Source organism: Caballeronia sordidicola (assembly GCF_000729995.1).
Taxonomy (GTDB): domain Bacteria; phylum Pseudomonadota; class Gammaproteobacteria; order Burkholderiales; family Burkholderiaceae; genus Caballeronia; species Caballeronia sordidicola_A.
Genome location: NZ_JNFG01000018.1, coordinates 123,515 through 144,043, shown reverse-complemented (window position 1 = coordinate 144,043; position 20,529 = coordinate 123,515). Strand labels below are relative to the sequence as shown.

Here is a 20,529-nt window from a genome sequence, read left to right as displayed (position 1 = left end):
TGCGGCCAGGCTCAGTCGTCTTGAGCCGCCATCGCGATATGTTTGCCGAGCGTGGCCGAGTCGGTGTTCGTGCCGCACAGCAACACGCCGACGCGCTTGCCCTGCAAGGTCTCGCGTAACGGTCCCAGCAATGCGGCAGTTGCCGCGGCGCATGCCGGTTCGACTGCCAGCTTCAGCTCGTTGAACAGATGCAGCATGGCGTGGCGCAACTCGGTGTCGGACACCGTCACCAGACGGTCGATATGCCGCCTGCACAGTTCGTAGCTGTAGTCTTCGGTGTGTGGCGCCATCAACGAATCCGCAATGCTGTGCATCGCGCCCATCTTCACGGTGTGATTGGCGGCGAAACTCTGGCCCATGGCATCGGCGCCCGTGGGTTCAACGCCATACACGTGGATCGATGGATTCGCGAGCCGAAACGCCAGCGATACCCCCGCCGCCAGTCCACCGCCGCCGATCGGCAGGATCACCGCGTCCAGATCGGGCGCTTGGGAGGTCCATTCGTATCCGAGTGTCGATGTGCCCACGATCGTCCGGTAGCTGTTGAACGGATGCACGAAGTAGCGACCTTCCTCGGCTTCTATGCGGCGCACGATCTCGAACGCTTCGGCGCCGTTTTCCGCCATCACTATCTCCGCGCCGAAACGACGGGCAAGCGCCAGTCGTACCGGACTGGCCGTCTTGATCATCACGACTTTCGCGCTGATCCGAAGCCGCATCGCGGCATAGGCGACCGCTACCGCGTGGTTGCCCGCCGATACGCACGTCACGCCCGCGTCGCGTTCGCCTTCAGTGAGCGCGAGCAGATGCGAAAACGCGCCGCGCGTCTTGAACGTGCCGCCGACCTGCAGCAGTTCGAACTTGAAGTTGACCGGTGTACCTTCCAGCGTGGGAAAGTCGTGACGCTCGAAGGTCGGCGTGCGCGCGACCCACGGCGAGAGCGTCATGTGCTGGCTGGCGATATCGTCGAGTGTAGGAATCGGCGTGCCGTCGATGGTGTTATCGGAGTGATGGGCGGTGGACATGGGCAGTGGTTGACGGCGTAACGATTAATGAAGCCAAGCAACAAATTCGGTTCTTATGCAACTGACGGCGCACGCGAGCGCCATCGCTCATACCGGCGCCGCTTCGGCTAGCACGCGCTCCCGAAACCGCGGAGGCAGATCGCCCGGCGTCAGCAAATCGACCGCTACGCCAAGCATGTCTTCCAGTTCCATCTGCAAGCCGCCCAAGTCGAATAGCGTTGCGCCGGGCAATGCATCAACCAGCAAGTCCAGGTCGCTGCCATCCTGATCGGTGCCATGCAAAACCGAGCCGAACACGCGTGGGTTCGCAGCACGGAAGCGGCTTACCGTTGCGCGAACCTTGTCACGTTTGAGATCCAGAGCGGCTGAAGGTTTCACTCAAGTTGCATTAAATCAACGCACCTGCGCTTCAACCGACATGCTGTGAATGAACTTGCCCAAAAACGCTTCGCACGCCGCAAGCTGCTCCAGCGAAACATATTCGTTCGCCTTATGCGCCTGCTCGATATTCCCCGGCCCGCACACAATACTCGGCACGCCCGCAAGCTGGAACAAGCCCGCTTCCGTCCCGTAAGCCACCTTGCGTTTTTCCTGATTCGCCGTCAGCGCGCGCACCAGTTGCGTGATCGCTGCTTGCTCGGACGCATCGAGCCCGGGCGCTGCAGCAATCTTCGAGATCTCGATTGCCGCGTTCGCGTGTTCCTTCTGCATCCTCGGCAACAACTCCTCCCGCGCGTATTTCTCGATACGCTGATAAATCGGTTCAGGATCGAGCGTCGGCAAATTGCGGAATTCGAACGCGAAATTGCATTCCGCGGGCACGGTGTTGATCGCGTTGCCGCCACTGATCGTGCTCGTCTGCGCGGTCGTGAAGGGCACGTCGTACTGTTCGTCGAACGGGCCTTGCGCACGGAATTCATCGGCGACGTCGCGGATGTAGCAAATCAGCCGCGCTGCGTACTCGATCGCGTTCAATCCCTTCGGCGTCAGCGATGAATGCGCCGCGAACCCGCGCACGCAGCAGTTGTACGCGTTGATACCCTTATGCGCGATGACCGGCCGCATGCTGGTCGGCTCGCCGACAATGCAGCCGTCCGGCCGCAGCCCGCGTTTTTGCAGGTCCGTGATCATCAGCGGCGCGCCGGCGCAGCCGACTTCTTCATCGAAGGAGAGGGCGAAGTGGATCGGTCGCGCGAGCTTCGTGGCCTGCATCTTCGGCAACAAGCTCAGCGATGCGCCGATAAACCCCTTCATGTCGCACGTCCCGCGACCGTACAACAGGCCATCGCGGATCTCCGGCTTGAACGGATCGCTGTCCCATTTCTGACCGTCTACCGGCACCACGTCCGTATGCCCCGACAGCACGATGCCGCCGTTCGTCGCGCCATCGTGTGCGGGCACGGTTGCGAACAGGTTGGCCCATTTGCCGGAAGGATCGGTGGTGAGCGTGCTTTCCACACCGGCGGCGCGCAATTCATCGCGCACGGTTTCGATCAGGCCCATGTTCGGGTTGCGGCTGACGGTGTCGAAGGAGACGAGCTTCTTGATCCACGGCAACGACGCCGGCTCAGAAGAGGATGTTTGCGCGACGGAAGCCGTCGATTCAGCGATCTGGGACATGACGCTCTCCTTGGAATTATTACTTTCGATAATACCGAAAAAACTGGCCACGCACCGCCGGACAAGGCAGTGCGCGGGTTGTGTATCTATTTAGCGGGAAGGCACAGGCGCGACGGCCGGTTTCTGCTGCCGCAGCGGTGCGCCAAGTGCGCGCAGCGTGTCTTTAACCGTCGAAATCCGCACGGCAAGATCCGGACTGCGCACTTCTATGCGCAGCTTGTCCTGTCCCGCGAGCTTGATGTGCTTGTTCTTCTGCACCATCTCGATGATCTTCATGGCATCGACAGGCGGGTTCGGAATGAATTGCAACGCAATTGCATGTTCGGCCGCGTCGATCTTGATGATGCCCAGCGGCTTGGCCGCGAGGCGCAACTTGTGCGTCTCGACCAGTGCGCTCGCCTGGGGCGGCAGCTTGCCGAAACGGTCGATCAGCTCTTCGAGAATGCTGTCGATGGAATCGCTCGTTTCGCAGTTCGCCATGCGTTTGTACAGCGATAAACGTTCCTGCACATCGCCGCAATAGTCGGCGGGAAGGATGGCCGGCGCGTGCAGGTTGATCTCGGTCGTTGCGGCGAGCGGCGAGTTCAGGTCGGGCTCGCGGCCTTCCTTCAGCGCCCTCACGGCGTCGTTGAGCATGTCGGTGTAAAGCTGGAAACCGATCTCGTGGATTTCGCCCGATTGTTTGTCGCCGAGCACTTCGCCCGTGCCGCGAATCTCCAAATCGTGCATGGCGAGATAGAAGCCCGAACCGAGTTCTTCCATCTGCTGGATGGCCTCCAGCCGCCGCTGCGCCTGTTTCGTGAGCGCAGCCGGATCGTGAACCAGCAAATAGGCGTATGCCTGATGATGCGAACGCCCGACGCGCCCACGCAATTGATGCAACTGCGCGAGGCCGAATTTATCGGAGCGATGGATCAGGATCGTGTTGGCGCTCGGCACGTCGATCCCCGTTTCGATAATCGTCGTGCACAGCAGCACGTTCGCGCGCTGGCCAACGAAATCGCGCATCACGCGTTCGAGTTCGCGCTCGTGCATTTGCCCGTGCGCAACCGCGATACGCGCTTCAGGCACCAGCGCTTCAAGCATTGCGCGCCGGTTGTCGATCGTCTCGACTTCGTTGTGCAGGAAATAAACCTGGCCGCCGCGCTTCAGTTCTCGCAGCATCGCTTCGCGGATCACGCCGTCTTCTTCACGTCGAACAAAAGTCTTGATCGCGAGGCGCTTTTGCGGCGCGGTGGCGATGATCGAGAAGTCGCGCAACCCTTCCAGCGCCATGCCGAGCGTGCGGGGGATGGGCGTAGCGGTGAGCGTCAGCACATCGACTTCCGCGCGCAGCGCTTTCAACGCCTCCTTCTGACGCACGCCGAACCTATGCTCCTCGTCGATGATCACCAGCCCGAGCCGCTTGAACACGACATCGGTGGAGAGCAGCTTGTGCGTGCCGATCACAATATCGATGGTGCCTTCGTTGATTGCCTGAATCGATGCCGCCACTTCCTTCGTGCTCTTGAAGCGCGACAACTCGGCAATCTTCACCGGCCAGTCGGAGAACCGGTCGCTGAACGTGTTCGTGTGCTGTTCGGCAAGCAGCGTGGTCGGTGAAAGAATCGCGACCTGCTTACCGCCCATCACCGCGATAAACGCCGCACGCAGCGCCACTTCCGTCTTGCCGAAACCGACGTCGCCGCAGACTAGCCGGTCCATCGGCTTGCCGCTGGTCATATCGCCGATCACAGCGGTAATCGCTGCGGCCTGATCGGGCGTTTCCTCGAAGCCGAAACTCTCCGCGAACTTCGCGTAATCGCGCGCTTCGAGTGGGAACGAATGACCCTCGCGCAGCGCTCGGCGCGCGTAAAGATTGAGCAGTTCGGCGGCGGTATCGCGGATTTGCTGCGCGGCCTTGCGCTTCGCTTTATCCCACTGGCCGGAACCGAGCGCGTGCAACGGCGCGCTTTCCGGGTCCGCGCCGCTGTAGCGCGAGATCACGTGCAACTGGGCGACCGGCACGTACAGCTTGCTTTCGTTCTGGTATTCGAGATGCAGGAACTCGGTTTCGCCTTCACCCAGATCCATCGATACCAGGCCCATGTAGCGCCCAATACCATGCTGCGTATGCACGACCGGATCGCCGATTTTCAGCTCGGAGAGGTCGCGCACCATCGAATCGACGTTGCTCGCCTGCTCCTGCCGACGCCGTCCCGCACGTCGCGTGAGCTGCCCGTATAGCTCCGTCTCGGTGATGATCGAGATGCCTTCGCCCGGCAGCGCAAAGCCGTTCGCGAGCGGCGCTACGCCGAGCGAGAATTTGTTGTCGCCGGTCAGCCAATCCTGGAAGGTATCGTCGAGCGTTGCGCGCAGGCCGTTATCGGAGAGCAGTTGCTGGATCGTCTCGCGGCGGCCGGCAGATTCGGTTGCGAACAACACGCGATTCGGCGTCTGCTCCAGATAGTGACGCAGCGCGAGCAACGGCTCTTCGGCGTGACGATCGATCGCCATACCGGGCAACGGGACTGCCCAGCCACCCTCGGGCGTGGCAGGAAACTTGATCTGCGCGAACGGTTTGGCGAACGAGAAAAAATCGTCGTCGCTGAGAAACAGGCGCTGCGGTTCGAGCAGCGGCCGCTCGCGATCGTGCGACAAAAAGTTGTAGCGCTGCCGTGTGTCGTTCGTGAAGCGCTTGATGGCCGCGTCCATGTCGCCGACGAACGCCAGTTGCGCGTCTTGCGGCAAATAATGGAACAGCGTGGCGGTTTCGTCGAAGAACAGCGGCAGGTAATACTCGATACCCGCTGCCGGCACGCCATTGCCGATGTCCTTGTAGATAGACGAACGGCTTGGATCACCCTCGAACACCTCGCGCCAGCGGCTGCGGAACGCGGTGCGCGCGGGTTCATCGAAGGGAAATTCGCGGCCGGGCAGCAGGCGCACATCGCGCACGGGATACAGGCTGCGCTGCGTGTCGGGATCGAAGGCGCGGATGGAATCGACCTGATCGTCGAATAAATCGATCCGGTATGGTAGCGGCGAGCCCATCGGATACAGGTCGAGGAGCGAGCCGCGCACGCAATATTCGCCCGGACGCACGACCTGGCTTACATGCTCGTAGCCGGCCAGCGTCAACTGGCTTTTCAGTTTCGCCTCGTTCAGCCGCTCGCCTTGCGTGAACGAAAACGTATACGCAGCCAGAAACGATGCCGGCGGCATCCGATACAGCGCGGTCGTCGCGGGCACTAGCAGGATGTCGCAGCGGCCTTCGCCCAAGTCGTGCAGCGTCGCCAGCCGTGCCGAAACCAGGTCCTGATGGGGCGAAAAAGTGTCGTACGGCAGCGTTTCCCAGTCGGGCAAAAGCCTTACCCGGGCCTCCGGCGCGAAAAACGGAATTTCGACCGCGAGACGTTGCGAATCGACGGCGCTCGCGCACATGACGACCAATAACGGGACTTTTTCGCGAAAAGCCAGGTGGTAGCGTGCCAGGGCGAGCGCGTCGGAGGAACCGGTGGCGCCATCGAAGGCAAAGCGCTGACCGGCTTTGACGAGTGCGATAGGGGACGTTGACTGCAAACTGACGGCTTTTGAAGGCATAAAGTGTGCGGGGAACCGTTCGCGTGCGAAAGTGCACGCGGGACCGGCATGGTCGCGATGGACCTATTATAAAATCCGGGCTTCACTTTTGACTTGGGCGTTTTCAACTCGTGACTTCCCGCCTGTTCGCCCTCATCCCGTGCGCCGGTTCCGGCAGCCGTTCCGGTGCACCGATGCCGAAGCAATACCAGACTATCGGCCGCCATCCGATGCTGCGTTATTCGCTCGCCGCTTTCGACGCCTGTTCCGAATTCGCCCAGACGCTGGTCGTGCTCGCGCCGGGCGATCATCATTTCGATGACCGCCGTTTCGCCGGCTTGCGCTTCGCCGTGCAACGCTGTGGCGGCACGACGCGGCAAGCGTCGGTGTTCAACGGCCTGGCTGCGCTGACCGGTTTCGGTGCGCGCGACGACGACTGGGTGCTGGTGCACGACGCCGCGCGCCCCGGGCTCACGCCTGAGATGGTCCGCAGGCTGGTGGGTGAGTTGAAGAACGACCCAGTCGGCGGAATTCTGGCGCTGCCGGTGGCTGACACGCTCAAGCGGATCGAGGCTGAAGGTGTGGCACACACAGAAGGGCGCATTGCCAGCACCGAGTCGCGGAACGGCTTGTGGCAGGCACAGACGCCGCAGATGTTCCGCTTGGGGATGTTGCGCGATGCGATCACGCGCGCGCAGCAGGACGGCCACGATCTCACCGACGAAGCCAGCGCCATCGAGTGGCTCGGGCATGCGCCGCGGCTGATTCAGGGAAGCCTGCGCAATTTCAAGGTGACGTATCCGGAAGATTTCGCGCTGGCGTCGGCTATGCTCGGCGGTGCTTGACGCAGCAGTGCTTGAATCAGCGGTTTGATGCAGTTGCTTTCTACTTTCTAGGACTATCGATGGATTTCAGAATCGGACAAGGCTACGACGTTCACCAATTGGTCGAAGGCCGGCCGCTCATCATCGGTGGGGTCACCATTCCCTACGAGCGCGGGCTGCTCGGACATTCGGATGCCGATGTGCTGCTGCACGCGATTACGGATGCACTGTTCGGCGCTGCAGCGATGGGCGATATCGGCCGGCATTTTCCGGATACGGATGCTGATTTTGCCGGGGCGGACAGCCGGGTGCTGCTGCGCGAGGCTTTTTCAAGAGTCTCCGAAGCCGGCTTCGCGATCATGAATGTCGATTCGACGGTGATTGCGCAGGCGCCGAAGCTTGCGCCGTTTATCGAAGCGATCCGGGCGAATATTGCTGAAGATCTCGAGTTGCCGCTGACTCGCGTGAATGTGAAAGCCAAGACGAATGAGAAGCTGGGGTATCTGGGGCGCAAGGAAGGGATCGAGGCGCAGGCTGCTGTGTTGTTGATGCGTACGGGTATCGACGCCTAGATTGTTTGAGGGGTGGATTTGCTCGCGCCGGCCGATAGGCACGGTTTGCCGGCGGTGAATGCGATCCGGTAATGGCGCTTGTGTGGTCGCCGCAGGCGCAGCTCGTGCCAAACCGTTTCTTTAGTGCGCAGTACTGCTCTTCGCCCGCGTACCGCTCAGACCTGCTCCGCTACCAGATCAAAAACATAAAGCGTTGCATTTTGGAAAATATTGTCGCGGTGAGAATGCTGACGGTCGTGCTTGCGGTATATGTCTTCTCGCGTCTACGAGATCGTTGTTGCTGCGATTCGAAGTCGAAAGGACAAGTCGGCAATGTTTTCAGTCATCGCCGGTTCCTTTTCGCAAATCTCGCTTTGGGTTGAAAGGCTGAAATATCGTCTAGGACGCGGCCACTAGATAATTTCCAGTAGTCAGCACTGCAGAAATTTACAAAAAGAGAAATTAAAAATGGATTCCAAGAAACTGGTTACCGTCGGCATTGGGGCCGCTATTCTCGCGATCGCCTTGTTCAATTGCGCGCACGTGGTTCCGGCGGGACACGTGGGTGTCGTAAAGTTGTTTGGAGCCGTTCGCCCGGAACCGTTGAAGCCCGGTTTTTACGTTCTGAACCCGCTGACATCGGTATACGACTTCAACGTACGGTTTCAATCCGCAGGGGCTCAGAAAGCGGAAGGCGGCACGTCAGACCTTCAGGAAGTATTCGAGGATCTGACGTTGAACTATGAATACGACGCGGCCTACGCGCCGTACCTCTATAACAACTTTGGCGGTGATGGGGACATTGAAGCAAAGTTCATCATCCCTGCGCTCTACGAGTCCTTCAAGGCGGTAACTTCCCGGTACACGGCTGAGGAACTGGTGACCAGACGATCCGCGGTATCAGGCGATGTAGTGACTGTACTCACCCAAAAACTCGCCAAATATCACATTCTTGTATCCGATATCAACGTGCAGAATTTTCACTTTGATCCACAGTTTGCGGACGCGGTGCGTCAGAAAGTAGTGGCCGGTCAAAACAAGCTGACTGCCGAACAAACGCTCGAAACAGCCCGGATTCAAACAGACCAACGGGTCGTGGAAGCCGAAGGACGTGCGAAGGCGTCGGCGATCGAAGCGAAGGCGCTGGAAGAGCAGGGCGGAGACAAGTTTATTGCGCTCGAAGCAATCAAAAAATGGAACGGCCAACTGCCTGCGCAATGGTCTGGAACGGCGATCCCGTTCTTGAATTTGGCAATGCCGAAGTAACCCGGTACGTCGCAACCGCAATTTCCGCACGCAGGATCTGGAGTCGAGTGGATCAGGAGGTGCTGGCTGAATTGCATAACTCCAACCACTCGGCCCGGCTCCGTGCAAAGCGCTGTGTCGAAGCCCATCGTGCTTATATTCGACAGCAACGCTCAGTTTCGACGCAATGCGCGACCGGCAGAGCCTGATCTGTCTACCGGCGCGAGCGCTCCCGCTTACTTCCCTTCAGCAGTAATCGCCAGTTGAGCCGCGTTGATCACGGCAGCAATTCGCCCGACATCCCGCAATTGCGTCGTGCTCATTCCCTCACCAACGAGATTCTCGTAGTGCGACTTCACGCAAAAGTGGCATTTTCCAACAATCGATGCGGCCAGCGCATACATCTCGAAGCGCCGCTTATCGACTCCGCCGTGCGTTGCGTACGCATTCATCCGCAACGCGGCGGGCTGCGTCTTCAGATCGCCGTTATCGGCCATTTCCAGGTACGGATACCAGACGTTGTTCATGCCCATCAACGCGGCTGCGGTCAACGCGCCATTCGTTTCCTCGGCCGACAACACGCCCGCCGCGCGAATCAACGCGACAATCTTTGTAGCCTTCGCCGCGTAGGCTGCGGCCAGCGCAACGCCCACGGCGTCATTGCCTTCCAGCGAGGAACGCGCGATCGTTCCATCCACGTTCAGGCGGATGTCTTTGGCATAGTCAGGAATCAGTTCTTTAATCGATGCGAGGAATTCCATAAATTTCTCCTATCTGATCAGCGATAAAAAAGCCCGCCGGCTCGAGCTTGACTCGGAAAGCTGACGGGCTAGCGCGAAGGCCATCAGGCCCTCCGCCGATACAACTTACAGCGTCGAACCGCCGACAGCGCGATTGCACGGGCACAGTTCGTCCGTTTGCAGGCCGTCGAGAATACGCAGGATTTCTTCCGGATTGCGGCCCACGTTCAGGTTGTTCACCGATACGTGCTGGATCACATTGTCCGGGTCGATAACGAACGTTGCGCGTAGCGCCACGCCCGCTTCCTTGTCACGGATGCCGAGCTGGTCGATCAACTCGCCCTTCACATCGCCGAACGAATAGTGGTTCAGCTTGCTCAGGTCCTTGTGCTCCCGGCGCCAGGCCAGTTTCACGAATTCGTTGTCTACGCTGCCGCCGAGCAACACTGCATCGCGATCGGCGAAATCGCTGTTCAGCTTGCCGAATTCGACGATTTCCGTCGGGCAAACGAACGTGAAATCCTTCGGGTAGAAGTACAGGATCTTCCACTTGCCAGGGAACGACTGTTCCGTGATGTCTTCGAACGCCGACACGCCATTTTCTTCGTGATGATTGAAACCCGGCTTTGCAGCAGTAACGGTAAACGCTTCAACTTTATCGCCCACGGTCTTCATATGAATACTCCTGTGTTCGTTGGAAGAGGAAATCAAGACTAACGGATCGCTGTAACGCTCACATGACGCAGCATCAAACTTGCATGAGAAGCTGATGACTGCGTTGAGCGATCCTTACTATACCTCTATTAAATATTCATTTCAATAGTTTTTGACTAATGAGATGGATAGCTTTTAACGAATAGACCGATAGCATTTTTGTGAAACGATCGCTTTAGCGGAAAGTGCGTTTTTCCATCGCCGGGAAGTCGATGGTCACTTCGAAACCCGCATGCGGATGGCGGTTGCGCAAGCGCAGCGTGCCGCGCTGCCGGGTGACGAGCCGCTGCACGATCGCCATGCCGAGCCCGGTGCCGTTGGCCTGCGTGCGGGCCGTGTCCACGCGGTAAAACGGCCGCGTAATCAGCGCAACCTGATCTTCGGGAATGCCGCGCCCTTCATCCAGCACGGACAGTTCAACGCGGCCGTGATTGACCCGCGTTTGCAGGGTGATCCTGGCGATATCGTCGACCGCGCTGCGCCCGTATTTGCGCGCGTTCTCCAACAAATTACCAATCACGCGCCGAACGTCAGTGGGGTCGCCTTCAATGTTCGCACCCTGGGCCAGGTCGGTCTTCATCAGCACACCGTCTTCCGCGTAGAAACGCGCGGCCATTTCACCGCCGATCAGCGAGAGATCGACGGTTTCTGCCATGCGCTGCATCGGCCGGGCGTAGTCGAGAAAGCGCCCGATAATCATGTCCATCTGTTCGATGTCATCGACCATCGCAAGTTTCGTCGCTTCGTCCGAAGGGCTCATTTCGGTTTCGAGCCGCAAGCGTGCAAGCGGCGTGCGCAAGTCGTGCGAGATGCCCGCGAGCATCAGCGCGCGGTCGGCGTCGAGTTGCTCGAGGTCCTGCACCATCTGGTTGAAACTGCGATTGGTTTCGGCGGCCACGCCCATGCCGCGCTCAGGCAACGGCTCGGGCGATTGCCCCGAGCCGACCCTGCGCGCCGCCAGCGCAAGCCGCGCGAACGGCCGGTTCACAAGACTGGTAATGAACGCCGCGCCGAATAGCGACAGCGCCAGCGCAAAGACGCCCCAGCCGGCCCATTGCAGGCCGGTGACGTTATCGAGTTGATCTCGGTCGAGCGCGACCCAGTAATCATCGTCGTCGATCTTGAAGCTGATCCACACGCCCGGGATATCGTTGACCGATTGCGCGATCACCGTGTCGTTGCCAAGCCGGCCGCGCACGTCGTGCTCGATCAACCGGTTCAGCGACTCGTCGGGCTGCAGGCGATATTTATCGGTGGTTTCGCGCGGGTACACACGCACGCCTTCATTGCTTTCCAGATCCTGCAGCAACGCGCGTCGCAGGTCGGGATCGGAATAAAGGAGGGCGGTACGTGTGAGCTTGACGACTGCGACGAGTTGAAGCGCCACGCGCTGTGCACGCGGTTCGCGTTCGATCACGCGAAAGCTCTGGAACCATGCGGCGATGCTGACCGCGATCAGCAGCGCGATCAAGGCGAAGGTCCGCCAGAACAGGCCGCCGAACGCGAGCGTCAGTAGCCGCCTGTCAATCCGCATGGTTCGTTGATACTTTTCGCTTGTGGCGCGCACACGGCGCGTTTGCCAGTATTCGATCAGAACTCAATCAGGCTGCGCCATCGGGGATGAAGACGTAACCGAGACCCCACACCGTCTGGATAAAACGCGGGCTGCTCGGGTCCGGCTCGATCAGCTTGCGCAACCTTGAGATCTGCACATCGAGACTGCGGTCGAAGACTTCGTATTCACGGCCGCGCGCCAGTTCCATCAGCTTTTCACGCGACAGCGGCGCACGCGGATGTCGCGCGAATACTTTGAGCACTGAGAATTCGCCGGTGGTCAGCGGAATTTCCTGGCCATTCTTGGTCAGCGTCCGCGTGGCGAGATTTAAAGCGAACTCGCCGAATTCAAAGACTTCGGTGGTTTCAGACGGCGCACCCGGCAGTTCCGACGGTGACTGGCGACGCAGCACCGCATGAATCCGCGCGACGAGCTCGCGCGGGTTGAACGGCTTCGGCAAATAATCGTCCGCGCCCATTTCCAGGCCCACGATGCGGTCGACGTCTTCGCCTTTCGCGGTGAGCATGATGATCGGCGTACGGTCGTTGCTGCCTCGCAGACGGCGGCAGATCGAGAGTCCGTCTTCCCCCGGCAACATCAGGTCGAGCACGAGCAGGTCGAAACGTTCTCGAACCCAGAGCTTGTTCATTGACGGCGCATTTTCCGCGACATAGACATTAAAGCCCTGTTCGCCGAGATAACGTCGCAAAAGATCGCGCAAACGGGGATCGTCGTCGACTACGAGTATTTTTGAGGGATTTTTGGTTTCCATGCCCGCATCTTAGCGCGATTAGAAAGAGCTGCTAGTTTGCTCCATTTATAAGGTAACAGATAGTTACAAAATTTACGGCGACTGTGGCACGACATAAAGGTTCTATGCGTACACTCCTTTACCTAAGCCCGTCATTCGGTGGATACTCCATTAGTACAACGATTGCGCGTCAGTATCATGGCGGCATTAACCGTCGATACTGGCATGACACGCAACCACGCCAAAGAGCCTGAGACTGTCCGGTTGTCGAGCAACGAAGGGAACAACATGAGGGGAGCGCGGCGGCGCATACCTGTGCGCACCAAGCGCATCATCCGACTAACGCTAATCGCTAGCGCGTTTTACGCCGTGTTTGCCGCACGCACCGCTCTTGCGCAAGCATCGCAATCCTCCACTCGCAATTCATCGGCGCTCGATCGCCCTGATTCGTCGTTGTCTTCGTCTTCATCTTCATCATCATCTGCGTCCCGCTATTCGAATCCCGAAGGCGACAGCTCTGATTTCAATTCGCAACAGCCTAGAAAACGCTTCGATGGCCGTTTCATGCGCGCTCAACATCGCATGCAAAAGCCGCTCAACGGTAATCGCGACCAGCAAGCGATGCAGCCCATACCGTCGCCGCCCGATCCGCAGCCTCCAGAACGGGTTCCGCGGCATGCTGTGATGACAGCGGATGAACGGCGTCTGCTGCGCCAGCATATTGAGGAAGCGGTCAGGGATCTTTATAAGCGTTGAGTTGAGGCTCAGCGTGGTCGAATAGCTTGCGGCGCGTTGCGCGACCTGACGCTTAGGCTTTGTAACGCTGACGGGATGCCTAAGTGACATCGGCGGTCAACGGGCCCCGGCAGCGCGCCGTTGATTGACATAGCACGGCCACCGGACTCGCTCCTCGATGCAACCCTCCAGGTTTCCTGATGTCCACATTGCTCGCGGTTTGCTGGATCGGCGCGAGCGTGGCTTGAATATCGTTACGCTCGTCATGGCGTTGTGTTTGATGCTGACCAGCGCACTGACGGCTCAGGCAGCGCAAAACACTACGCCGCGTCGGATGCGCAATGTGCATCGAACGGAAGCGGCGGCAGTCGATGCCGATCCGCTCGATCCCACCGATGCCCGCTTCCTGCTCACGCGCACAGGTTTCGAAGCGAACGCAAGTGAGGTCGCGCCGTACATTGGGATGACCCGCGAGCAGGCCGTTGACGCGTTGCTTGCCGGCGCCCGAACTGAAGCCGAAACGCCGCCGCCGGCATGGGTCATGGAGCCGATCCCTTCAGTTGACGTTCGCCGTGCGTGGACGCAGGACGAACGCCGCGACGACCAGCGCGAACAAAGCCGTCGCTACGATGAGTTGCGCGGCTGGTGGGTACGCGAAATGGTGACCACGCGCTCGCCGCTCACCGAGCGCATGACGCTCTTCTGGCACGACCACTTTCCGTCTGGCGAAGACAAGGTTCACTATCCGCAGTTGATGTTCCGGCAAAACGCGCTATTGCGTCGCGACGCGCTCGGCAATTTCGGCGACTTGCTGCACGCTGTCTCTAAAGATCCGGCCATGCTGCAATACCTCGATGGCGCCGGTAGCCGCAAAGGCCGACCGAACGAAAACTTTGCGCGCGAAGTCATGGAGCTGTTCACGTTAGGCGAGGGACATTACTCGCAGCGTGACGTGACTGAAGCTGCACGGGCCTACACTGGCTGGACGCTCGATCCGAATACGTTCGCGTATCAATTCAATCCAAAAATCCACGATGACGGCGACAAGACCGTTCTCGGGCAGATGGGCCCTTTCGATGGCGATCAGGTGCTCGACATCCTCCTGGCTCAACCGGAAACGGCGACCTTCATCACGACCGAACTGTGGCGCGAGTTCGTCTCCGAGACACCGGACCCGGCTCAGATTGCACCGATCGCCGAGCGTTTTCGCGCGTCGCATTACGACATCAAGACGGCGTTGCGAGGACTGTTTTTATCGGAGGCGTTCTGGGATGAGCGCAACCGGGGCGTGCTGGTCAAGTCGCCCGCGGAATTCGTGGTCGGTGCTGTGCGCGAATTCGATATCGGTTATGCCGATCAGGATGCAACGCCGCTCGCTGGCCAGGTGCGCAACTTCGGTGAAAATCTCTTTTATCCCCCGAACGTGAAGGGCTGGCCGGGCGGTGAAAACTGGATCAACAGCACCACGCTGCTCGCGCGCAAGCAGTTCATCGAACAGTTGTTCCGGGCGACCGAAGCGCATGGCATGCACCCGGCGGCGACCAATGCGAAGACGAGCGCGATGTCAGGTCCAACGCCGATCATGATGACCAACGCCGCCATGAAACCTGCGGCGATGCCAAAGCCGCATCCCGGCTTGCGCTTCGATCTCGATGCATGGCTCGCGCGATACAACACGACGCCTGACGCGCGCCCGGACCTGTCGACGCAATTGCAACTGCAGCGGGCGGTGCTGGCGGTCTCTCCCGCCGATGCCATCGAACCCGACGTCACCAGCAGCGCTTATCTGCGGGTCTTGCTGATGGACCCTGCGTACCAGTTGAAATAGGCGGCCCCATGAACCGACGCGACTTCCTTTCGATGACCGGCGCAGCCGGCGCCATCGCGCTTGCTCCCTCGGCATTTGCCGCGGCAAGCCCGCTTCCAGTCGAGATGCGTTCGAGCGGCTACGGCAACGTGTTGATCCTGGTCGAACTGAAGGGCGGCAACGACGGCCTGAACACCGTGATCCCATTCGCCGACCCGGCTTACGCGGCATTGCGCCCGGGGATTGGCATCAAGCGCGAACAGGTCATCCAGCTTGATGAGCGCACGGGCCTTCATCCCGCCATGCAGCCATTGATGCCGCTCTGGAAGGACCGGCAACTCGCGATCGTGCAGGGCGTCAGTTATCCGCAACCGAATCTGTCGCACTTTCGATCCATCGAGATCTGGGACACCGGCTCGCGCTCGGATCAATATCTGCATGAAGGCTGGCTCACGCGCACGTTTCGCGCGCAGCCCGTGCCGACAGGATTTGCCGCCGACGCCGTGGTGATCGGCAGCGCGGAAATGGGACCGCTCGCGAACGGCGCACGCGCCGTCGCGCTCGTGAATCCCGCGCAGTTCGAAAAACAGGCACGGCTTGCGACGCCGGTATCGCTGAAGGAACGCAACCCCGCGCTCGCGCATATCCTGGATGTCGAAAACGAGATCGTGAAGGCGGCCGACCGGCTGCGTCCACGGGCCGGCCAGTTCGCACTCAAGACGCAATTTCCGGGCGGTGCATTCGGCACATCGATCAAGACGGCCATGCAAGTGCTGGCCGCGACGGATACCCCAGGCGGCGTGCCGCAGACGGGGCAGGGCGTCGCGGTGATCCGCCTGACGCTCAATGGTTTCGATACTCATCAGAACCAGCCGGGTCAGCAGGCGGCGTTGCTCAAGCAGTTATCGGAGGGAATGGTTGCGATACGTTCGGCGCTGCTCGAATTGGGCCGATGGAACGAGACGCTCATCATGACCTATGCCGAGTTCGGCCGGCGGCCGCGCGAGAACCAGAGCAACGGGACGGATCACGGCACGGTCGCGCCGCATTTCGTGATGGGCGGCCGCGTGAATGGTGGCCTTCATGGTGTTGCGCCGGAATTGGCGCGGCTGGACGGCAACGGCAATTTGCCGGTCGGCGTGGACTTCAGGCAGATGTACGCAACTGTACTTGGGCCGTGGTGGGGCATGAACTCCACCGTAGTGCTCGGGCAGAAGTTCGAGACGCTGCCTTTACTGCGCGCCTGAGGCCTGGCGCGTCAAAAAGCGGTGTTATCGGACGCGCCAACTGATCCACAGTTTGCGGACAGGCGTCAGCGCAATCCGCTGATGAAGCACCTGGAAGTTTTCGCGTTCAATTTCGTCGAGCAAAGCCAGCGATAAAGCCGCTTGCGTACGCAGCACGCGCTGCGTCGCACGCTCGTCTGAGGGGATCGCCGCCAGCGACTGCTTGAGCGCTTCACGTGCGCGGCCTGTCTGGAAGCGCATGAGTTCAGTGAACCCATCGCTGTATTTGCGGTTGATGAGATCGGCCGCGGTGACGTTGAAGCGCTGCATCTCATCGATGGGGATATAGATGCGGCCGTGGCGTGCATCGTCGCCAATCTCCGCGATGCGCTCCGCCAGCGTGAGCGCCGTGCCAAGAGAGTTGGCCCAGCCCGGTGCATCATCGGGACGGCGTGCGCTCGCGCGGGCGACGATCAACGCAAACGCGCCGCCGACGTTGTCCAGATAGCGCCGCAGACCCGGCCAGTCGAGATAGCGCGCCTGATCGAGGTCCATGCTGAAGCCATCGACCAGATTGTTGATTGACTCCTGTCCTTGCTCGTCGAGAACCGGGGTGTTCGCCTGATGCGCGGCGATCGCCTTCGTCACGGGATGGGCGGGTTCGCCGCCGAACAGGCTGGCCAATTCCTTTTGCCACCAGGCGTGTTTGGTGCGGCCGATGGTGGGATCGCTCGTTTCCTTGACGGTGTCTTCCAGCTCGCGGCGCAACGCGTAAAACGCTGTCAGAAGCGGCTGTCTGGCCGAGGGCGCACGGCGCAGGGCGTAGTACGTGCTGGAGCCATCGGGCGCGGCTTTTTGCTGGCAGTAGTCGTCGAAGTTCACGGCAATGGAAGGTTGTGACGGCGTAAGCCGATCGGTCCGGGCCAGAAAAAAAGCCATTGAAACTCAATGGCTCGCGCGTGCTCTGGAGACTGGACAGGTAAGGGAGGATGCAGCCTTGTCTTTTTCGGTGCAGGTTGATTCTGGGCCACTGCGCCTGGCTCACTGCAGCGATATTCAGGCCGAATTATATCCCCCGGATGAAAACGTGCTGCAAGGCGAGGCGAAACAGGCGTCGCCACGCGGTCGTCTGAGCCTGTTCCGCGTGGCGTGATTTCAGTTAGATATCCGAAGTGAAAGCGCTCGTTATTGCGCTTCGCAAACGACATCGAATTTGAGCAGCTTGGTGGGGCCGAAGGTATTGCTGATCGCGACATCGGCGGCGTCGCGGCCTCTCGCCATCAACACGCGGCCCATGCGTGGCACGTTGTTGCGCGCATCGAAGGTCTGCCAGGTTCCGCCGATAAACGCTTCGAACCACGCAGCGAAATCCATGGCGGTGTAGGGCGGCGGCATACCGGCGTCGCTGATATAGCCCGTGCAATAGCGGGCCGGAATGTTCATCGCGCGACACAGCGTGACGGCCAGATGAGCGAAATCGCGGCATACGCCTTGACGCTCGTTATACGCTTCCCACGCGGTCTTGGTCGGCCGCGCGTGGGCGTAATTGAACACAATGTGGTTATGCACGAAGTCACAGATTGCCTGTACGCGCGGGCGCCCCAGCGGCGTATTGCCGAACGTTTTCCACGCGAAGTCGGAAAGCAGGTCCGTTTCGCAATAACGGCTGCCGAGCAGAAACACCAGGGATTCACTGGGAAGGTTTTCAACAGGATGTTGCTCGCCTTGCGGCCCGGGCTTTTCGAATTCATCCGACACCTCAAGCAATGCCGAAGTCGACAGCGCTATCTGGCCTTCAGGCGCGACAATCCGGCTGCATAGATTGCCGAAAGCATCGCGATACTGCGAGATCGGCACCGGCGGATTCACAACCAGCAGATCGGCGAGCAAGACCTGGGGAGCGAACGAGAAGTGCGTGTTCAGCATGAGAAGCATGGGTGTCGGCTGCAGACACTCGTAGACCAGCTCGTAACCAACGCGGAGTTTCATGGGAGTGGCCTTTCTATGGAAGAGGATATCAGCGGTTCTCGGTCACCCTGACCTCGACATCGAGGCCGCGAAACGAGCCGGGTTCGCCGTTCCAGGTTCCCCATAGCGGGAGGGCCTGATGGTGGTCCCATGCAACCGCGACGCGGATGAGATGACGGTTGCCGATAATGCTGTTGGTCGGGTCGAAATCGACCCATCCGGCGCCGGGAAGAAAAATTTGCAGCCACGCGTGTGTGGCGCCGCCGCCGCGTGTGGTGTCGGGCTTGGGTTCGGGCTTAAGTTCGGGCTTGGATTCTAGTTTGGGTTCAACCGGGGGCTCAACCGGGGGCTCAACCGGCGGCTCAACATCAGGCACGAAGATGTAGCCGCTGACGAACCGCGCGGCCAGACCCAGCGAGCGCACTACGTCCATCATGAACACGGCGAAGTCGCGGCAACTGCCGGTGCGCAGGCGCAAGGTATCGGCGGGACGATTCACGCCTTTTTCCGTGCGGCGAACGTACTTGAAGTCGTCGTTGATCGTCTGGTTGATCTTGCGCAGCAGCGCCATCGTGCCCATGGGTTCGCCGGGCGTGACGAAACGTTTTGCCCACGCATCGACATCGCCATCCGGCTCCGGCCGGTTGCGCGCATTGACCAGGTCCGATGCTTCTTCGTTCGTGTACGCAAACGGAAACGTGGCCGCGTAGCGCTCTAGCGCGTAGTCGGGATGCGGCGTTTCGAAGTGCTCTAGCGTGACTTCGCTTTCGAACGTCAGCTCCGCTGCCTGGCTATCGAACGTGGCGACGGCCACCGAGTTGTCGAAGATATCGTGCAGCCAGCGCAAGCGCGCCGGTTCCGGCGTGATCTTCAACTGCATGGTGACGAGGCGCAGATCGTGGCTGGACTTCGGCCGGAACATCATTCGATGTTCGCCAAAATCCACCGGTTCCGAATACCGGTAGATGCTCGTGTGGCGTACGGTAAAGCGTTGTGGCTCGTTCACCTGACTGCCCCGTGCAAGCGAAAACCAACAGGCAGGAGGCCGCTGGTAAAAATGCTCCGCGACCCTACCGCGACTGTCGCGGCCTGATTGTTGAAAGCCATTGTGGATCCTTGATCGAGATGTCTGGACCCTCCAGACACCCAGTTTTCAGGATACACGAGACGGTTCGAGTGAAAGAATTCGTTTGCGGCTTGACAGGCGGCCCCGTGCGGGGTTTCGCCTGCTGATGGGCCGTGGCGGTCTTAGGCTGCCGCGAGGGAGGATACGCGTTCGCCAGCGACGGATGCCGGCAAATCGATGCGTCCGATCCGCAGTCGCGCGATCAGCGCGTGCGTCAGCAGCGCCGCTTGCTGTTCGGCGATTGCCATTGCCATGGCCATCGGCATCGCGGAGACCGGAGCGGCCGGTGCAAACTCCGGCGACGGGATCGCCGCCGTGGCAAGCGTCAGTGCGACCAGCGCGCTGACGTCCTGACGCGCGATGGCATCGAGTAATGGCTCGATTGCGTCTTCCCCATGCGCCGTATCGGTTGCGTCATTGTTTTTCCGATTGCCGCGCACCCGGTCTTTCGCTCGATGCACCATCTGCCGGCAGTGCGCGGCGCTCCGGTTAAGGATCTTCGCGATGCTTGCGTAGTCTGCTTCGAACGCCTCGCGCAGCAGGAACGCCGCGCGTTCCTCCGCCGATAGCCGATCGAGCACGAGGCGCATTCCGTACGATAAATCCGATGTCTGTTCCGTCAGCGCCTGGGGCGACGGAGCGTGATCGATGGCATCGAAACCATCGAGATTGTCGATGCCGTCCGGCATTGGTGCTTCATGTTTCAAGCGCCGCAAGCGGTCTATGGCCGTGCGTTTTGCCACCGTCGCGAGCCATGCAGCGGGCGTGTCCAGCGCATCGCCTCCCGCGATACCCGCCGTGCGGTGATGCAGATGCCATTTCACAAACGTGTCCTGGACGACGTCCTCGGCGTCCGCGTGCACGCCGAGGATCCGGTATGCCAGCGAAAACAGCCGCGCGCGCGACGCCTCGAAGAGGGCGAGTTGCGCCGTGTCGCGATCGATATCCGTATCACCAGTCATGCAGGTTCCCCTCGAGTACGTGCTTTTGCCATGTATCCGCCTGACGGCCAGCGCCACGCGAATGTGACAGCCCCAGGCAAAAATATATCGCGTGAACGGGCGTCACGCACGGACGACCT

General features: G+C 60.2%; 18 protein-coding genes. 6 read left to right on the top strand and 12 right to left on the bottom strand.

Going from position 1 to position 20,529, the window contains the following annotated elements; translation table 11 throughout:
• Positions 1 to 11 precede the first annotated feature (11 nt).
• The 4 genes from FH08_RS0118475 to mfd all read right to left on the bottom strand — a co-directional run bounded on the left by FH08_RS0118475 (position 12) and on the right by mfd (position 6,227).
• The gene (locus FH08_RS0118475; protein WP_031359756.1) at positions 12 to 1,025 is read right to left on the bottom strand and encodes a threonine/serine dehydratase; all 1,014 of its coding nucleotides are present in this window, start codon (positions 1,023 to 1,025) and stop codon (positions 12 to 14) included.
• Positions 1,026 to 1,112: 87 nt separating this feature from the next.
• Positions 1,113 to 1,403 carry a nucleotidyltransferase family protein gene (locus FH08_RS0118470; protein WP_031359755.1) on the bottom strand — a complete coding sequence of 97 codons (291 nt, stop codon included), beginning with the start codon at positions 1,401 to 1,403 and terminating at the stop codon, positions 1,113 to 1,115.
• A 15-nt stretch (positions 1,404 to 1,418) separates the two neighbouring features.
• A complete protein-coding gene (gene argE / locus FH08_RS0118465; protein ID WP_031359754.1) occupies positions 1,419 to 2,645 on the bottom strand; it encodes an acetylornithine deacetylase in 1,227 nt (408 codons plus the stop codon).
• Between the two features lie 90 nt (positions 2,646 to 2,735).
• Positions 2,736 to 6,227 (bottom strand): transcription-repair coupling factor, encoded by a 3,492-nt coding sequence (mfd, locus tag FH08_RS0118460; protein WP_035566555.1) that lies wholly within the window; start codon positions 6,225 to 6,227, stop codon positions 2,736 to 2,738.
• Between the two features lie 110 nt (positions 6,228 to 6,337).
• Between mfd and ispD the strand changes: the two genes are divergently transcribed.
• From ispD to FH08_RS0118440, 3 genes are all read left to right on the top strand, one after another.
• A complete protein-coding gene (ispD, locus tag FH08_RS0118455) occupies positions 6,338 to 7,051 on the top strand; it encodes a 2-C-methyl-D-erythritol 4-phosphate cytidylyltransferase (protein ID WP_031359752.1) in 714 nt (237 codons plus the stop codon).
• 59 nt (positions 7,052 to 7,110) lie between these two features.
• Positions 7,111 to 7,602, top strand: a complete 492-nt coding sequence (ispF, locus tag FH08_RS0118450; protein WP_031359751.1) for a 2-C-methyl-D-erythritol 2,4-cyclodiphosphate synthase — start codon at positions 7,111 to 7,113, stop codon at positions 7,600 to 7,602.
• Positions 7,603 to 8,049: 447 nt separating this feature from the next.
• Positions 8,050 to 8,847 carry a prohibitin family protein gene (locus FH08_RS0118440; protein WP_031359749.1) on the top strand — a complete coding sequence of 266 codons (798 nt, stop codon included), beginning with the start codon at positions 8,050 to 8,052 and terminating at the stop codon, positions 8,845 to 8,847.
• A gap of 215 nt (positions 8,848 to 9,062) precedes the next feature.
• Here FH08_RS0118440 and FH08_RS0118435 read toward each other — a convergent pair whose 3' ends face one another.
• The 4 genes from FH08_RS0118435 to ompR form a co-directional block, all read right to left on the bottom strand.
• A complete protein-coding gene (locus FH08_RS0118435) occupies positions 9,063 to 9,587 on the bottom strand; it encodes a carboxymuconolactone decarboxylase family protein (RefSeq protein WP_031359748.1) in 525 nt (174 codons plus the stop codon).
• A 105-nt stretch (positions 9,588 to 9,692) separates the two neighbouring features.
• Positions 9,693 to 10,241, bottom strand: coding sequence for a peroxiredoxin (locus FH08_RS0118430; protein ID WP_031359747.1), 549 nt, complete (start codon positions 10,239 to 10,241; stop codon positions 9,693 to 9,695).
• Between the two features lie 214 nt (positions 10,242 to 10,455).
• Positions 10,456 to 11,814: an ATP-binding protein gene (locus FH08_RS0118425; RefSeq protein ID WP_031359746.1), complete on the bottom strand. Its 1,359-nt coding sequence runs from the start codon at positions 11,812 to 11,814 to the stop codon at positions 10,456 to 10,458.
• A 67-nt stretch (positions 11,815 to 11,881) separates the two neighbouring features.
• Entirely contained in the window at positions 11,882 to 12,607 is a 726-nt protein-coding gene (ompR, locus tag FH08_RS0118420; protein WP_031359745.1) for a two-component system response regulator OmpR, read from the bottom strand.
• Between the two features lie 204 nt (positions 12,608 to 12,811).
• Here ompR and FH08_RS0118415 point away from each other — a divergent pair, with 204 nt between their 5' ends.
• From FH08_RS0118415 to FH08_RS0118405, 3 genes are all read left to right on the top strand, one after another.
• Complete coding sequence (locus tag FH08_RS0118415) at positions 12,812 to 13,342, top strand: hypothetical protein (protein ID WP_419178018.1); 531 nt, start codon at positions 12,812 to 12,814, stop codon at positions 13,340 to 13,342.
• 313 nt (positions 13,343 to 13,655) lie between these two features.
• On the top strand, positions 13,656 to 15,149 hold the full coding sequence (locus FH08_RS0118410; protein ID WP_031359743.1) for a DUF1800 domain-containing protein: 1,494 nt from the start codon (positions 13,656 to 13,658) through the stop codon (positions 15,147 to 15,149).
• Positions 15,150 to 15,157: 8 nt separating this feature from the next.
• Positions 15,158 to 16,375 (top strand): DUF1501 domain-containing protein, encoded by a 1,218-nt coding sequence (locus FH08_RS0118405; protein ID WP_031359742.1) that lies wholly within the window; start codon positions 15,158 to 15,160, stop codon positions 16,373 to 16,375.
• A 24-nt stretch (positions 16,376 to 16,399) separates the two neighbouring features.
• Here FH08_RS0118405 and FH08_RS0118400 read toward each other — a convergent pair whose 3' ends face one another.
• From FH08_RS0118400 to FH08_RS0118380, 4 genes are all read right to left on the bottom strand, one after another.
• On the bottom strand, positions 16,400 to 17,293 hold the full coding sequence (locus tag FH08_RS0118400; protein ID WP_200878762.1) for a squalene/phytoene synthase family protein: 894 nt from the start codon (positions 17,291 to 17,293) through the stop codon (positions 16,400 to 16,402).
• 246 nt (positions 17,294 to 17,539) lie between these two features.
• Complete coding sequence (locus FH08_RS0118390; protein WP_031359740.1) at positions 17,540 to 18,343, bottom strand: transglutaminase-like domain-containing protein; 804 nt, start codon at positions 18,341 to 18,343, stop codon at positions 17,540 to 17,542.
• A 28-nt stretch (positions 18,344 to 18,371) separates the two neighbouring features.
• The gene (locus FH08_RS0118385; RefSeq protein WP_031359739.1) at positions 18,372 to 19,328 is read right to left on the bottom strand and encodes a transglutaminase family protein; all 957 of its coding nucleotides are present in this window, start codon (positions 19,326 to 19,328) and stop codon (positions 18,372 to 18,374) included.
• A gap of 242 nt (positions 19,329 to 19,570) precedes the next feature.
• Positions 19,571 to 20,410: a sigma-70 family RNA polymerase sigma factor gene (locus tag FH08_RS0118380; RefSeq protein WP_051888355.1), complete on the bottom strand. Its 840-nt coding sequence runs from the start codon at positions 20,408 to 20,410 to the stop codon at positions 19,571 to 19,573.
• Positions 20,411 to 20,529: the final 119 nt, after the last annotated feature.

Coding starts and splice junctions, on each gene's coding strand:
- FH08_RS0118475 (WP_031359756.1), bottom strand. CDS start 1,025: ATGTCCACCGCCCATCACTCCGATAACACCATCGACGGCACGCCGATT.
- argE (WP_031359754.1), bottom strand. CDS start 2,645: ATGTCCCAGATCGCTGAATCGACGGCTTCCGTCGCGCAAACATCCTCT.
- mfd (WP_035566555.1), bottom strand. CDS start 6,227: ATGCCTTCAAAAGCCGTCAGTTTGCAGTCAACGTCCCCTATCGCACTC.
- ispF (WP_031359751.1), top strand. CDS start 7,111: ATGGATTTCAGAATCGGACAAGGCTACGACGTTCACCAATTGGTCGAA.
- FH08_RS0118440 (WP_031359749.1), top strand. CDS start 8,050: ATGGATTCCAAGAAACTGGTTACCGTCGGCATTGGGGCCGCTATTCTC.
- FH08_RS0118435 (WP_031359748.1), bottom strand. CDS start 9,587: ATGGAATTCCTCGCATCGATTAAAGAACTGATTCCTGACTATGCCAAA.
- FH08_RS0118430 (WP_031359747.1), bottom strand. CDS start 10,241: ATGAAGACCGTGGGCGATAAAGTTGAAGCGTTTACCGTTACTGCTGCA.
- FH08_RS0118425 (WP_031359746.1), bottom strand. CDS start 11,814: ATGCGGATTGACAGGCGGCTACTGACGCTCGCGTTCGGCGGCCTGTTC.
- ompR (WP_031359745.1), bottom strand. CDS start 12,607: ATGGAAACCAAAAATCCCTCAAAAATACTCGTAGTCGACGACGATCCC.
- FH08_RS0118415 (WP_419178018.1), top strand. CDS start 12,812: ATGACACGCAACCACGCCAAAGAGCCTGAGACTGTCCGGTTGTCGAGC.
- FH08_RS0118410 (WP_031359743.1), top strand. CDS start 13,656: ATGCGCAATGTGCATCGAACGGAAGCGGCGGCAGTCGATGCCGATCCG.
- FH08_RS0118405 (WP_031359742.1), top strand. CDS start 15,158: ATGAACCGACGCGACTTCCTTTCGATGACCGGCGCAGCCGGCGCCATC.
- FH08_RS0118400 (WP_200878762.1), bottom strand. CDS start 17,293: ATGGCTTTTTTTCTGGCCCGGACCGATCGGCTTACGCCGTCACAACCT.
- FH08_RS0118390 (WP_031359740.1), bottom strand. CDS start 18,343: ATGAAACTCCGCGTTGGTTACGAGCTGGTCTACGAGTGTCTGCAGCCG.
- FH08_RS0118380 (WP_051888355.1), bottom strand. CDS start 20,410: ATGACTGGTGATACGGATATCGATCGCGACACGGCGCAACTCGCCCTC.